Annotated in this window: 14 protein-coding genes; 5 read left to right on the top strand and 9 right to left on the bottom strand. The window is 71.6% G+C overall.

Features of this window, described 5'->3' with window-relative positions; genetic code table 11:
* Nucleotides 1-78: 78 nt before the first annotated feature.
* Nucleotides 79-1,395, top strand: coding sequence for an aminotransferase-like domain-containing protein (locus ACFPM7_RS00600; RefSeq protein WP_378242568.1), 1,317 nt, complete (start codon nt 79-81; stop codon nt 1,393-1,395).
* 68 nt (nt 1,396-1,463) lie between these two features.
* Nucleotides 1,464-2,414, top strand: a complete 951-nt coding sequence (locus tag ACFPM7_RS00595; protein ID WP_378242566.1) for a D-alanine--D-alanine ligase family protein — start codon at nt 1,464-1,466, stop codon at nt 2,412-2,414.
* 90 nt (nt 2,415-2,504) lie between these two features.
* Here the strand turns inward: ACFPM7_RS00595 and ACFPM7_RS00590 are convergent, their stop codons facing one another.
* From ACFPM7_RS00590 to rpmH, 8 genes are all read right to left on the bottom strand, one after another.
* A complete protein-coding gene (locus ACFPM7_RS00590; protein WP_378242564.1) occupies nt 2,505-3,464 on the bottom strand; it encodes a ParB/RepB/Spo0J family partition protein in 960 nt (319 codons plus the stop codon).
* Nucleotides 3,461-4,351 (bottom strand): ParA family protein, encoded by an 891-nt coding sequence (locus ACFPM7_RS00585; protein ID WP_378242562.1) that lies wholly within the window; start codon nt 4,349-4,351, stop codon nt 3,461-3,463. Before ACFPM7_RS00585 ends, ACFPM7_RS00590 begins: the two co-directional genes overlap by 4 nt.
* Nucleotides 4,352-4,403: 52 nt before the next feature.
* A complete protein-coding gene (gene rsmG, locus ACFPM7_RS00580) occupies nt 4,404-5,075 on the bottom strand; it encodes a 16S rRNA (guanine(527)-N(7))-methyltransferase RsmG (protein WP_378242560.1) in 672 nt (223 codons plus the stop codon).
* A gap of 167 nt (nt 5,076-5,242) precedes the next feature.
* On the bottom strand, nt 5,243-5,776 hold the full coding sequence (locus ACFPM7_RS00575) for a Jag family protein (RefSeq protein ID WP_378242557.1): 534 nt from the start codon (nt 5,774-5,776) through the stop codon (nt 5,243-5,245).
* A gap of 29 nt (nt 5,777-5,805) precedes the next feature.
* A complete protein-coding gene (gene yidC, locus ACFPM7_RS00570) occupies nt 5,806-6,873 on the bottom strand; it encodes a membrane protein insertase YidC (protein WP_378242555.1) in 1,068 nt (355 codons plus the stop codon).
* 3 nt (nt 6,874-6,876) lie between these two features.
* Nucleotides 6,877-7,182 carry a membrane protein insertion efficiency factor YidD gene (yidD, locus tag ACFPM7_RS00565; protein WP_378242553.1) on the bottom strand — a complete coding sequence of 102 codons (306 nt, stop codon included), beginning with the start codon at nt 7,180-7,182 and terminating at the stop codon, nt 6,877-6,879.
* Nucleotides 7,179-7,568, bottom strand: coding sequence for a ribonuclease P protein component (gene rnpA / locus ACFPM7_RS00560; protein ID WP_378242550.1), 390 nt, complete (start codon nt 7,566-7,568; stop codon nt 7,179-7,181). Before rnpA ends, yidD begins: the two co-directional genes overlap by 4 nt.
* A gap of 14 nt (nt 7,569-7,582) precedes the next feature.
* On the bottom strand, nt 7,583-7,720 hold the full coding sequence (gene rpmH / locus ACFPM7_RS00555; RefSeq protein ID WP_378242548.1) for a 50S ribosomal protein L34: 138 nt from the start codon (nt 7,718-7,720) through the stop codon (nt 7,583-7,585).
* A gap of 425 nt (nt 7,721-8,145) precedes the next feature.
* Between rpmH and dnaA the strand changes: the two genes are divergently transcribed.
* The gene (gene dnaA, locus ACFPM7_RS00550) at nt 8,146-9,696 is read left to right on the top strand and encodes a chromosomal replication initiator protein DnaA (RefSeq protein WP_378242546.1); all 1,551 of its coding nucleotides are present in this window, start codon (nt 8,146-8,148) and stop codon (nt 9,694-9,696) included.
* Nucleotides 9,697-9,968: 272 nt separating this feature from the next.
* On the opposite strand, the gene ACFPM7_RS00545 is transcribed toward dnaA, so the two are convergent.
* Nucleotides 9,969-11,072 carry a S1 family peptidase gene (locus ACFPM7_RS00545; RefSeq protein ID WP_378242544.1) on the bottom strand — a complete coding sequence of 368 codons (1,104 nt, stop codon included), beginning with the start codon at nt 11,070-11,072 and terminating at the stop codon, nt 9,969-9,971.
* A gap of 666 nt (nt 11,073-11,738) precedes the next feature.
* Here ACFPM7_RS00545 and dnaN point away from each other — a divergent pair.
* Nucleotides 11,739-12,872, top strand: a complete 1,134-nt coding sequence (gene dnaN, locus ACFPM7_RS00540) for a DNA polymerase III subunit beta (protein ID WP_378242542.1) — start codon at nt 11,739-11,741, stop codon at nt 12,870-12,872.
* A 25-nt stretch (nt 12,873-12,897) separates the two neighbouring features.
* Nucleotides 12,898-13,806, top strand: a complete 909-nt coding sequence (gnd, locus tag ACFPM7_RS00535; RefSeq protein WP_378242540.1) for a phosphogluconate dehydrogenase (NAD(+)-dependent, decarboxylating) — start codon at nt 12,898-12,900, stop codon at nt 13,804-13,806.
* The last annotated feature ends 15 nt before the right edge of the window (nt 13,807-13,821 follow it).

Raw genomic sequence — 13,821 nt, 5'->3', positions numbered from 1 at the left:
AACCGGAGGCCGGATTATCCGGCCGACGTCACCCCTCCGGTTACACTCGGGAAACCCCTGAGCAGGGATGGAGACGCCGTGAGCCAACCCCAGCCGCCCGACAGACTCCGGGCGCGCAGCCTCGACCCGCACCTGAGCCGCTACGCGGCCCGCGCGGAGGGGATGACGGCATCGGAGGTCCGAGCGCTCTTCGCCGTCGCCAGCAGGCCCGAGGTCGTCTCCCTGGCGGGCGGCATGCCCAACCTGGCGGCGCTGCCGCTGGACACGCTCTCCCAGCAGATGGCGGCCATCATCGCCGAGGAGGGCATGACGGCCCTGCAGTACGGCTCCGCCCACGGCGTGCCGCTGCTGCGCGAGCAGATCTGCGACGTGATGGCCCTGGAGGGCGTGCACGGCCACCCCGACGACCTGGTGGTCACCGTCGGCTCGCAGATGGCCCTGGACCTGGTCACCCGCATCTTCTGCGACCCCGGCGACGTCATCCTGGCCGAGGGGCCCTCCTACGTGGGGGCGCTGGGCACCTTCGCCTCCTACCAGGCCGACGTGCGGCACGTGGCCATGGACGAGCAGGGCCTGGTCCCCGCGGCGCTGGAGGAGGCCATCGCGGCCGTGCGTACGGCGGGCAGGCGGGTCAAGTTCCTCTACACGATCCCGAACTTCCAGAACCCCGCGGGCGTGACGCTGGCGGTGCCGCGGCGCGCGGAGATCGTCGACATCTGCGCCCGCAACGACGTGCTGATCATCGAGGACAACCCCTACGGGCTGCTGGGCTTCGACGGCCAGATCTACCCGGCGCTGCGCTCGATGGACCGCGACAACGTGGTCTACCTCGGCTCGTTCTCCAAGACCTTCGCCTCCGGCCTGCGCGTGGGCTGGGCGCTGGCCCCGCACGCGGTGCGCGAGAAGCTGGTCCTGGCCGCCGAGTCCGCGGCGCTGTGCCCGCCGACCCTCAACCAGCTGGTGGTCTCGCGCTACCTGGCCACCCACGACTGGAAGGGCCAGATCAAGTCCTTCCAGTCGATGTACCGCGAGCGCCGCGACGCGCTGCTCTCGGCGCTGGAACAGCACCTGCCGCCGGGCTGCACGTGGACCCGGCCCGACGGCGGCTTCTTCGTCTGGCTGACCGTGCCCGAGGGCGTGGACACCAAGGCCATGCAGCCGCGCGCGGTCACCGCCCGGGTGGCGTACGTGCCCGGCACGGGCTTCTACGCCGACGGCTTCGGCAGCAGGCAGATGCGCCTGTCGTTCTGCTACCCGCCGCCGGAGCGCATCACCGAGGGCGTGCGGCGCCTGGCCGGGGTGCTCGCCGAGGAGCTGGAGCTGCTGCGCACCTTCGGCCCGTCGGTGAGCCGCACGCTGTCGGGTCCGCAGACGCCGTCGCCGGACACCGCCTGAGGGTCTCGCCGAAGTGTGCCGGTGTAGCGTCGGCACCGCTGTCGCACGCCTCCCGTTAGGAGTTCGCCGTGTCCGATCGCTGGGTCACCGTCCTGGCCGGCGGCCTGTCCCACGAGCGCGACGTGTCGCTGCGCTCGGGCAGGCGCGTCTCGGCGGCGCTGCGCTCGGCGGGCGTGTCGGTGGAGGAGTGGGACGCCGACGCCGCCCTGCTGCCCCGCCTGCGCGAGACCCGCCCCGACGCGGTCGTGGTGGCCCTGCACGGCGGCGAGGGCGAGAACGGCTCCATCCAGACGATCCTGGAGCTGCTGGGCATCCCGTACGTCGGCACGGACGCCGACGCGTGCAGGCGCGCGTGGGACAAGCCGACGGCGAAGGCCGAGCTGGTGCGCGCGGGATTGCAGACCCCGGACTGGGTGGTGCTGCCGCACAGCACGTTCCGCGAGCTGGGCGCCCAGCCGGTGCTCGACGCCATGGTGGAGCGCCTCGGCCTGCCGATGATGCTCAAGCCCGACCAGGGCGGCTCGGCGCTGGGCGCCCAGGTCGTCCGCGACGCGGCCGACCTGCCGACCGCGATGGTCGGCTGCCTGGCCTACAGCGACGCCGTCCTCGCCGAGCGGTACGTGGAGGGCACCGAGGTGGCCGTCACGGTCGTCGACACCCCCGACGGCCCGACCGCCCTGCCCGCGGTCGAGATCGTCCCCCAGACCGGCGTGTACGACTACACGGCCCGCTACACCGCGGGTCTCACCGAGTTCCACTGCCCGGCCCGGCTCGCCCCCGAGGCCGCGGCCCGGGTGGCCGACCTCGCGGTGTCGGCGCACCGGCTGCTCGGCCTGCGCGACATCTCCCGCACCGACGCCGTGGTCGACGCGGCGGGGGAGGTCCACTTCCTTGAGGTGAACCTCTCCCCGGGGCTGACGGAGACCTCGTTGGTCCCGATGGCCGTCGAGGCCGCCGGCGGCTCGCTCGGCGAGATCTACGCGGGCTTGGTCGACCGCGCCATCACCCGCGGCCGCTGATCGCGGGCGGTCGCGCACCGTCACCGAAGCGGCTACCCAGGATCATCGTCACCGTGACGAAACGGGCTGGGGTGATCCTATGTGGCCGCTTCATGTCTGATTAGTCCCTTTCTTCGCCATCATCTCCACGATGCGCTCCAGGTCGTCCACGGACCCGAATTCGACCACGATGCGGCCCTTGCGCTTGCCGAGTTCGACCTTCACGCGGGTGTCGAAGCGGTCGGAGAGGCGATCGGCGACGTCCTGGAGGCCGGGGGCGTGCATCGGCTTGCGGGGGGCGGGCTTGGCCTTCGGCGGGGGAGCGCCCTTGGCGAGGGTGACGGCTTCCTCGGTGGCGCGGACCGACAGGCCCTCGGCGACGATCCGGGTGGCCAGGGTCTCCTGGGCCTCGGAGTCGTCCAGGCCCAGGAGTGCCCGGGCGTGGCCCGCGGACAGGATGCCCGCGGCGACGCGGCGCTGGACCGGCAGGGGGAGCCGGAGCAGCCGGATGGTGTTGGTGATGACCGGGCGGCTGCGGCCGATGCGGGTCGCCAGCTCCTCGTGGGTCACCGCGAACTCGTCCAGCAGCTGCTGGTAGGCCGCCGCCTCTTCCAGCGGGTTGAGCTGCACCCGGTGGATGTTCTCCAGCAGGGCATCGCGCAGCATCGCGTCGTCGGCGGTCTGGCGGACGATCGCCGGGATCTGCTCCAGCCCCGCGCGCTGGGAGGCGCGCAGCCTGCGCTCGCCCATGACCAGCTCGAAGGTGCCGCCCAACTCGCGGACCACGATCGGCTGCATGAGGCCGAACTCGCGGATCGAGTGCTCCAGCTCGGCGAGCGCGTCGTCGTCGAAGACCTGCCTCGGCTGCCTCGGGTTCGCCGTGATCGCCGCGATCGGGATCTCCCGGTACACCGCGCCCGCCACCGGGGCCGGGGCGTCCGGCTCGGCGGGCGGGGGAGTGGGGAGCGTGAGGCCGGGACCACCGGGCAGCGGACCGGCGGCGGGCGGGCCCTGGGGGATCAGCGCGGCCAGGCCGCGGCCCAGGCCGCCCTTGCGTCCGGGGGCGCTCACTCGGCCGCTCCGCGCTCGGCGATCTCGCGGGACGCGTCGAGGTAGCTCATCGCGCCGCGGGAGCCAGGGTCGTAGGCGAGGACGGTCTGGCCGTAGCCGGGCGCCTCGGAGACCTTCACGCTGCGGGGGATGACCGTCTTCAGCACGGTGTCGCCGAAGTGGGTGCGGACCTCGTTGGTCACCTGGTCGGCGAGCTTGGTGCGGCCGTCGTACATCGTCAGCAGGATCGTGGAGACGGTCAGCGAGCGGTTGAGGTGGGTCTGCACCAGCTCGATGTTGCGCAGCAGCTGGCTCAGGCCCTCCAGCGCGTAGTACTCGCACTGGATCGGGATCAGCACCTCCTGGGCGGCCACCATCGCGTTGACGGTCAGCAGGCCCAGCGACGGCGGGCAGTCGATGAAGACGTAGTCCGGGTTGATCTCGTTCAGCGCTTCATCGGACAGCGCCTCCTTGAGCCGCGACTCCCGGCCCTGCATCGACACCAGCTCGATCTCCGAGCCCGCCAGGTCGATCGTCGCGGGCACGCAGAACAGGCGGTCCGACTGGTCGCTGGTCTGCGCGGCCTCGGCGAGCGACATCTCCCCGAGCAGCACCTCGTAGACCGACGGGGTGCCCGAGCGGTGGTCGACGCCGAGCGCGGTGCTGGCGTTGCCCTGCGGGTCGAGGTCGATGACGAGCACACGCAGCCCGTGCAGGGCGAGCCCGGCGGCGAGGTTGACCGTGCTGGTCGTCTTGCCGACACCGCCCTTCTGGTTGGCGACGGTCAGCACGCGGCGCGCCCTCGGCCGCGGGAACATGCGGTCGGGGTGCTTCACCCGGGTGGCGCGGGCGGCTTCCTCGGCGATGGGCGTCCATCCGGCGACGGACGCGGCGGACGGCTGGGTCATCGGGTCGCCTCCGACCGCCGGTGTTTCACGTGGAACATCCCTCGCTCCGTTCCTAGCCTCGACGTGCACGCTGGTCCTTCCCTGTCCGCCTCGGCACCCGGTCGACCACCACCACGGTGGTCGGCGGGTCCACCACATCGACCCCACACCGCGCGATGCGCGGGTCTCCACCACCCGCGCGCCGGATCTCCGCGCGGTCCCGTTCGATCTCCTCGGCCGCGCTCGCCCCCTTGAGCGCGACCATCGTCCCTTCCATCCGCACCAGCGGCAGACACCACGCGCAGAGCTTGCCGAGCGGGGCGACCGCGCGGGCGGTGACCACATCCGCTCCGGTGAGCTCGTCGCGCACGGCGGGGTCCTCGGCTCGCCCGCGCAACACCACGACGGACGACAGGCCCAGAGTCTCCACCACCTCGGTGAGCCATGCCACCCGTCTGGCCATCGGTTCCACGAGGGTCAGCGCGAGGTCCGGCCGGGCGATCGCCAGTGGTATGCCGGGCAGCCCGGCCCCCGATCCGACGTCCACCACGCGCGCCCTCGGCGGCAGCACCTCGGCGACCACGGCGGAGTTCAGCACGTGCCGGTCCCAGAGCCGGTCGATCTCACGCGGCCCGATGAGCCCCCGTGCGACGCCGTGCTCGGCGAGCAGTTCGACGAACCGCTCGGCGAGTGCGGTCCGGTCCCCGAAGACCGACGACACCCGGTCCCGATCAAGGTTCGTCATGCGCCTTCCGATGTTCCACGTGAAACAGCGCCTCTGCGGCGCTCTCCGCTGATTGTCGCCGATGGACCCCGCGCACCCGCGAACCGCCTCCGGTGTTTCACGTGGAACACGCCGAAAGAGAAAGGCGCGGCCCGCCGAAGCGGACCGCGCCCTCCTGTTCTCCGCGACTACTGCGGGAAGACGACCACCCGGCGACGGGGGTCCTCGCCCTCGCTCTCGCTGTGCACGCCCTTGACCGACGCGACGGCGTCGTGCACGACCTTGCGCTCGAACGGCGTCATCGGCTGGAGCCGGACCCGCTCCCCGGAGGAGAGCGCCTTCTCCGCCGTCGCCCGGCCGAGGTCGGCCAGCTCCTCGCGGCGGGCCGCGCGCCAGCCCGCGATGTCGAGCATCAGCCTGCTGCGGGTGCCGGTCTCCTGCTGCACCGCGAGGCGGGTCAGCTCCTGCAGCGACTCCAGCACGCTGCCCCGGGGACCGACGAGCTTCTCCAGGTCGTCACCGCCGTCAATGCTGATCACCGCACGGCTGGCCTCGACGTCGAGGTCGATGTCGCCGTCGTAGTCGAGGATGTCGAGCAGGCGTTCCAAGTAGTCGCCCGCGATGTCGCCTTCCTTGACCAACAGGTCCTCGGTGACGACCGCCTTCTCGGCGGGTGCCTCCTCGGTCGTGGTGACCTCGGACTCCTGCACCGTCTCCGGCACGGTTTCTCCTCTCCAGGTCGAGCGACGCCTCAGCGGTTCTTGCGACCTGACTTCTTACGGGAACGGTCCGCACGCGAACCGGGAACCTGGGTGCCGCCTGGCTTGCCGTTGGCAGGCTGCCGCGGCTTCGCGCCCGCCTGGGGCTTCTGCCCGGGGCGCGGGGTGGTGTCGGGCGTGGTGCCGGTGGCGGGCGCGTCGGGCGCGCTGTCCGCGTCGGCGGGCCCGTCGTCCTTGCGCGTGGTGGCCTTCTTCGGCTGGGTGGGCTTCTGCCCGACCTTCGGCGCGGCGGTGGAGCGCTTCTCGGCGGCCTGCGCCTTCGCCGCGGCCTCCTCGCGGTCGATCTTCTGGTAGACGACGTGCTGCTGCATCAGGGTCCAGCTGTTGTTGCTCAGCCAGTAGATCAGCAGGCCGATCGGGAAGAAGAAGCCACCGACGAGCACGCCCAGCGGGAAGATGTACAGCGTCAGCTTGTTCATGATCGCGGTCTGCTGGGTGGCCGCTTCCGGGTTCTGCCGGGAGACCGAGTGCCGCGCGGTCAGGTGGGTCAGCGCGCTGGCGAGGATCATCAGCGGGATCGCGACCAGGAACAGCGAGCCGCGCTCGACGCCGAAGCGGGCCAGCTCCTCGGTGGGCTGGGTGATCCAGTTGCTCAGCCGCGCGCCGAACAGGTTCGCCGCGAGGTAGGACTCGACGCCCTGCTGGTCGAAGAAGTAGTTCTCGGTCTTGTTCGGCTCGAACTCGCGGAGCACGTGGAACAGGCCGATGAAGACCGGGATCTGCAGCAGCATCGGCAGGCAGCCGCCGAGCGGGCTCACCCCGTGCTGGCTCTGGAGCTTCTGCATCTCCTGAGCCTGCTTCTGCCGGTCGTTGGCGTACTTCTTCTGGATCTTCTTCATCTCCGGCGCGAACTCCTGCATCTTTCGCATGGAGCGCACCTGCTTGACCATGGGCTTGAACATGATCGCGCGCAGGGTGAAGACCAGGAAGACGATGCCGAGCGCCCAGGAAACGGCACTGGCCTCGCCGAAGACGTGACCGAAGACCCAGTGCCAGCACCACAGGATGAAGGACACCGGGTAGTAGATGAAATCGAGCACGAACTACTCCTCGGCAGCTCTCGCGTCGGCCGGGCCGGTCCCGGGCGGGTTCTCGGGGCGCCGCGGCGGCACCGGGTCCAGGCCGCCGGGGTGCCAGGGTCCGCAGCGCAGCAGGCGGCGCAGCGCGAGCCACGCGCCGCGCGGCGCGCCGTGCTCGGTCAGCGCCTCGACGGCGTAGGCGCTGCAGCTGGGGTGGAAGCGGCACGCGGGCGGCAGCACCGGGGAGATCCACTTGCGGTAGCCGTGGACAGGGGCGAGCAACACCCGGGCCGCCAGGCCGGGGCGGGTCCGCTCATCGACCGCCGTCACGCCTCATCACCACTGGCTTCATCACTGCTGTCGGATACGAGCCTGAGCCTGCGCAGGGCCGCGTCCAGGTCGGCGCCGAGCTCGGCACTGGTGGCCGAGGCGGCGCGCGGCAGCGCCCGCACGACCAACGCGCTGCCGGGCGGCAGAGTTCCGATGCGGTCGCGGACCACGTGCCGCAGTCGCCTGCTCACACGGTGTCGCACGACCGAGTTGCCCACAGCCTTACTCACGACGAAACCGACCCTCGGCGTGCCGGGGTCGGTTTCCTCACGCGTCCCGCCCGCCGCGGCGTGCACCACGAGCCGGGGACGACCGGCGCGGCGACCGCTGCGGGTCACCAGCCGGAAGTCCGCGCTGCTGGTCAGCCTCGCGGCCGCGGGGAGCACGGCGGCGGCTGGGCTCAGGCCGACAGCTTTTCGCGGCCCTTGCGCCTGCGGGCGGCGAGGATCGCGCGGCCCGCGCGGGTGTGCATCCGCAGGCGGAAGCCGTGCGTCTTGGCGCGGCGACGGTTGTTCGGCTGGAAGGTGCGCTTGCTCACAGCTCTATCTCCTGAGGTACTAGCCTGCCAGTCGTTCTGGCCGTAGGTCTGGAGGTCTCGCACGAGGACCGGGGGCGGAGCGCGGATCGCACAGGTGCGGGCACGCGGAACCCACCCGCCGCAAGCGGGAGACCTTCTGAGGGTACGCACCCGCTCGGCGGGCGACAAACCCGGGTGCCGGTGCGCCTTGTGGCCGGCGGGCGGACCTTGTTAGCGTGCGGGCTCCCAGCTCGCCGGACGCCGACGGAGCCCCCTCCGGGCCGACCGCGCCGGACCACTGAGCCGGACCACTGAGTACCGTCTGACCCATCACGGGGTGTCGCCGCGGTTCGCCGTACCTTCGTGCACAGTTGTGGACAACTCTGTGGATGAGCGCCGCGACCGCGCGTGCGGGGTGCCGACGGAGGGGGAGGGGAGCGGCGTCGATGTCCGACCACCAGATGAACCTGGGCGTGGTCTGGGAGCAGGTCGTGCGCGAGCTGTCCGCCGGGACCCTGTCCCCGTCGCAGCGCGCCTGGATGCGGATGACCAGGCCCATCGGCCTTCTCGATGAGACCGCGCTGCTCTCGGCGCCGAGCGAGTTCGCCAAGGAGGCCATCGAGCGGGCCCTGCGCGAGCCGATCACCAGCGCCCTGTCTCGCAGGCTCGGCCGGGCTGTCTCCCTCGCGGTGAAGGTCGACGTGACCCCCGCCGCCGCGCCGCCGCCCGTGGCGCAGCCGCCGATCGTGCCCCCGCTGCCGGTCGGGCCGCTCCCGGTCGACCAGCCGACGGTGACCCTCCCGCTGCCCGCCGACGACGGCCACCAGGCCGACGACGACGGCGAGGAGGTGGACGAGGAGGGCGACGCGCTCGCCGCCGTCCACGAGATCTGGCCGACCTTCAACGGCAGCCGCCCCGCGACCGGGCAGCCCTACACCGCGCCCGCGCAGCCGCAGACGTCCAAGACCCGGCTGAACGAGAAGTACACCTTCGACACCTTCGTCATCGGCGCCTCCAACCGCTTCGCCCACGCCGCCTCGGTGGCCGTCGCCGAGGCCCCGGCGCGGGCGTACAACCCGCTGTTCATCTGGGGCGAGTCCGGCCTCGGCAAGACGCACCTGCTGCACGCCGTCGGGCACTACGCCCAGCGGCTCTTCCCGGGGATGCGCGTGCGCTACGTGTCCACCGAGGAGTTCACCAACGACTTCATCAACTCCCTGCGCGACGACCGCAAGGTGGCCTTCCAGCGCCGCTACCGCGACATCGACGTGCTGCTGGTGGACGACATCCAGTTCCTGGAGGGCAAGGAAGGCACCCAGGAGGAGTTCTTCCACACCTTCAACACGCTGCACAACGCGAACAAGCAGATCGTGGTGTCCTCCGATCGCCCGCCCAAGCGGCTGGAGACCCTGGAGGCGCGGCTGCGCACCCGCTTCGAGTGGGGCCTGATCACCGACATCCAGCCGCCCGAGCTGGAGACCCGCATCGCGATCCTGCGCAAGAAGGCCGCCCAGGACCGGCTGGCCGTGCCCAACGAGGTGCTGGAGTTCATCGCCTCGCGCGTCGAGGCGAACATCCGCGAGCTGGAGGGCGCGCTGATCCGGGTGACGGCATTCGCCTCGCTCAACCGCCAGCCCGTCGACGTCGGCCTCGCCGAGATCGTCCTGCGCGACCTCATCCCGGACTCCCAGGCCCCGGAGATCAGCGCGGCCCAGATCATGGGCGTGACCGCGGAGTACTTCGGCGTCTCGCTGGACGACCTGTGCGGCCCCGGCAAGACGAAAGCGCTTGCGGCCGCCCGGCAGATCTCGATGTACCTCTGCCGCGAGCTGACCGACCTCTCCCTGCCCAAGATCGGCCAGACCTTCGGCGGCCGCGACCACACCACGGTCATGCACGCCGACAAGAAGATCCGCAAGGAGATGGCCGAGCGGCGCCGTGTCTACGACCAGGTGCAGGAGCTGACGACCCGCATCAAGCAGCGGGCCCGCGCCTAGCGCGCTCGGCCACCGGCGGCCGCGCCGTCGGCGTCCCCACACGATCCACAGATTGCCCACAGGTTGTCCACAGGATGGACAACGTCGTCGTGCCTGCTGAACGGCAGGTCGCCGAAGGTTTCTGCGCCTGTGGACAAGCGGCTGTGCACACCTGTGGGTCGCCGCCGTCCCCAGGGATGGGGACGGCCCCTGAGCAGATCCGTCCATCTGCTCAGGGGCCGCCTGCCCGCTGTCGCGAAGGGTTCGCGAGGGTCGCGAAGGGTTCGCGAGGATTACGAGGGGTTGTCGACCTTCAGGGTGTAGCTGCCCGCGCCGCGGTAGGACAGCACCTGCCAGCGGTAGTAGCCCGCCGTGCCGCTGTACTCGACCTGCTCGTCGGCGGCGGGGGTGGTGCCCGACTTGACGTTCGCCCAGGTGGAGCCGTTCCACTTCTGCAGGTAGAGGTCGAAGTCCGCGCCGGACGGGCCGGTGAGGCAGCCGCGGTGCACACCCGAGGTGGTGGACTGGTAGTAGCTGCCGTTCGGCTGGATCACCGACGCGCCGCTGTTCAGCGAGCCGTTGTAGGTCGTCTTGGAGCAGTTGCCGGGCTCCGGGTCCGGGCCGGGGCCCGGGTTGTCGAGGTCACCGGTGTAGCCCTCGATCCAGGACTTGAAGGCCGGGACCTTCATGTAGATCGACGGCGCCTCGGCGCAGGTCGGCTGGCCGCGGCCGGCGCGGCTGGTGGCGCCGCCGAGCTCCCAGCGGTTGTTCACCCGCACGACCAGGGGGCCGCCCGAGTCGCCGTAGCAGGCGCCGCGGGCGGTCTGGTCGCCGACGCACAGCTCGTAGTTGGGCTGGAAGTTCGCCGTACAGCCGGTGACCAGGGTGGTGTCGAGCTGCATGAGCTGGTTCGGGGCGCTGCCGCAGCCGCGGGTCGGGCAGGTCTGGCCGTGCCCCATGATCCGCACCGCCGACCCGGTGCCGAGCGCCGAGTCGGTGATCGGGATCGGGGTCTGGGTGGAGGCGCTGCCGAGCTTGAGCAGCGCGAAGTCCAGCCCGCTCGGGCCCGCGATGCGCTGGACGACGCTGCGGGTCTCGCCCGCGCCCAGGGTGGTGCCGCCGATGCGCACCGAGGTCACGCCGCTGATGCAGTGCTGCGCGGTGGCCACCCACAGCGGGGCGATGAGCGAGCCGCCGCAGCCGAACTGCCCGTTGGCCAGGAGCTTGGTGTAGAAGGGGTAGTTCTCCGAGGCGGGAGAGCCACCGATGATGTACGGCTGGACCTCGCCGGGGGTGGAGCTGGGGGGTGCTGCCTGGGCCGATCCGGTAAGCGCGATCAGCCCGCCGGTACAGACCGCCGCCGCGACGGCGGTCGCCACGATGTTGCGAAGCCGCATGCCGGCTTCTCCTTCCATCTGCAGGGTTGGCCTCGCGCGCAGGGTTGCGCGAGGCGCACCGTCACTATGCGGTGACCCGACGCGGGCGGAACAATCACAGTTGCCCATAGCTTCACTCGATGGCCCGGCGTGCGTCGCCGGGCTTTATTGCGGCCGTGGATGCCCCGACCGGGTGGCCGGGCGGAGATCTGCGTCACCGGTATGGGGGAGTTCGGCCATCCACAGCCCTGTGGGTGGCGGTGCGCCGGCCTGTTGGCTACTCGGCCCACATCTGGGGATGGCGCTGTGGACAACCCGGCGCTCCTGTGGAGCGTTCGTGCACAGGCCGGAGTTGTCCACGGGAGGGCCGAGTTGTCCACCGGCGGCACACACCGGTCGTCCACATCGATGGGCGGGTGCTGACCTGGGCGGACGGGCGTTGTCCACACGATCCACAACGCTTACTACTACTGCTGTTCTCTTCTCTTCTCCACAAGAAGAAAAAGAAGAAATAAGCCAGCTGTGGATCTGGGGACAGCGCCCTCGGCGAGGGGGTCCGGCACGACCGGCCCGGGATGACGCCCCGGGCCCGAACGCTCTACGGTTGGGCCCTACAGCGTGGACAGCCCGCCCCGGCCCACGCCCCCGGCGTGGGGGAGGCGGCACGGGCGGTGGAAAGGACTTCTCATGAAGATCCGCGTCGAGCGCGACAGCCTCGCCGACGCTGTCGCCTGGGTGGCGCGCAGCCTTCCGTCCCGGCCCCCGGTCCCGGTCCTCGGCGGCGTCCTGCTGGACGCGTCCTCGGCCGACGGCACCGACGGGCTGACGGTCTCCGGCTTCGACTACGAGGTCTCCGCCACGGTCAACGTCGCGGCCACCATCGCCGACGAGGGTCGCACGCTGGTGTCCGGGCGCCTGCTGGCCGACATCACCAAGGCGCTGCCCGCCCAGCCGGTGGAGATCTCCGTCGACGGCGCGCGGGTGACCATCACCTGCGGCAGCGCCAAGTTCTCGCTGCCCACCATGCCGGTCGAGGACTACCCGTCCCTGCCCGCCATGCCCCAGCACGCCGGTGAGGCCGCGGGCGAGGTCTTCGGCCAGGCCGTCAGCCAGGTCGCCATCGCCGCGGGCAAGGACGACACCCTGCCGATGCTGACCGGCGTCCGCGTCGAGATCACCGGCGAGAAGCTGACCCTCGTGGCCACCGACCGCTTCCGCCTGGCCATGCGCGAGTTCGACTGGAAGCCCTCCGGCGACGTCGAGGACGCCGCCGTCCTGGTCCCGGCCCGCACGCTGGCCGACGCCGCGAAGGCGCTGGGCACCTCCGGGCGCACCGTCGAGCTGGCGCTGTCCTCCGGCGACGGCCTGCTCGGCCTCTCCGGCTCCGGCCGCCGCGCCACCACCCGCCTGCTCGACGCCGAGTTCCCCCGCTACCGGCAGCTGCTGCCCAGCGAGCAGAGCTCCGCGGCGATCATCACCGTCGCCCCGCTGGTCGAGGCGATCAAGCGCGTGTCGCTGGTCGCCGAGCGCGGCACCCAGGTCCGGCTGGAGTTCGCCGACGGCGGCCTGCGCCTGACCGCGGGCGGCGACGACGAGGGCAGCGCGGAGGAGGAGCTGCCGGTGGAGTACACCGGCGACCCGGTGACGATCGCCTTCAACCCGGCCTACCTGCAGGACGGCCTCGCCGCGCTGCACGCCGACCGCGCCGAGCTGTCGTTCACCACGCCGAACCGTCCGGCGCTGATCAAGCCCGTCGGCGAGGATGGTCAGGTCACCCCCGGGTACCTGTACCTGCTGATGCCGGTCCGCCTGCCCGGCTAGACCGGCCCGAAGCGAGAGGATCACCGTGCAGCTCGGACTCGTCGGCCTGGGCAAGATGGGCTTCAACATGCGCGAGCGGCTGCGCGCCGCCGGGCACGAGGTCATCGGCTACGACCGCAACGCCGAGGTCAGCGACTCCGAGTCGCTGGCCGACATGGTCGGCAAGCTGGCCGCGCCGCGCACCGTCTGGGTGATGGTGCCCGCGGGCCAGGTCACCAGGACGGTCGTGGCCGAGCTGGGCGACCTGCTGGACACCGACGACCTCGTCATCGACGGCGGCAACTCCCGCTACACCGACGACCGCGGCAACGCCGACCTGCTGGCCACTTCCGGCGTCGGCTACCTCGACGTCGGCGTGTCCGGCGGGGTGTGGGGCCGGGAGAACGGCTACGGCCTGATGGTCGGCGGCGACGAGAAGTTCGTCGAGCGCGCGATGCCGATCTTCGACTCGCTGCGCCCCGAGGGCGACCGCGAGGAGGGCTTCGTGCACGCCGGGGCCACCGGCGCGGGCCACTACGCGAAGATGGTCCACAACGGCATCGAGTACGGGCTGATGCAGGCCTACGCCGAGGGCTACGAGCTGCTGGCCGCCGCGAGCGAGGTCACCGACGAGCGCGGCGTGCTCAAGGCGTGGACCCGGGGCACCGTGGTGCGGTCCTGGCTGCTGGACCTGCTGGTCAAGGCGCTGGACGAGGACCCGGGGCTGAGCCAGATCAGCGGCTACGTCGAGGACTCCGGCGAGGGCCGCTGGACCGTCGAGGAGGCGGTGCGCCACTCGGTGCCCGCCCCGGTGATCTCCGCGGCGCTGTTCGCCCGCTTCGCCTCCCGCCAGGACGACTCGCCCGCGATGAAGGCCGTGTCCGCGCTGCGCAACCAGTTCGGCGGGCACGCGGTGCACAAGGCGGGCCCGACCTCCGGATCCGGCGAGACCTAAGCCGGACACAGGCCA

It is taken from the genome of Actinokineospora guangxiensis, assembly GCF_042657845.1.
GTDB classification, from domain to species: domain Bacteria; phylum Actinomycetota; class Actinomycetes; order Mycobacteriales; family Pseudonocardiaceae; genus Actinokineospora; species Actinokineospora guangxiensis.
The sequence above is the reverse complement of the archived record's forward strand: the minus strand, read 5'-3'. Positions and strand labels throughout refer to the sequence as shown.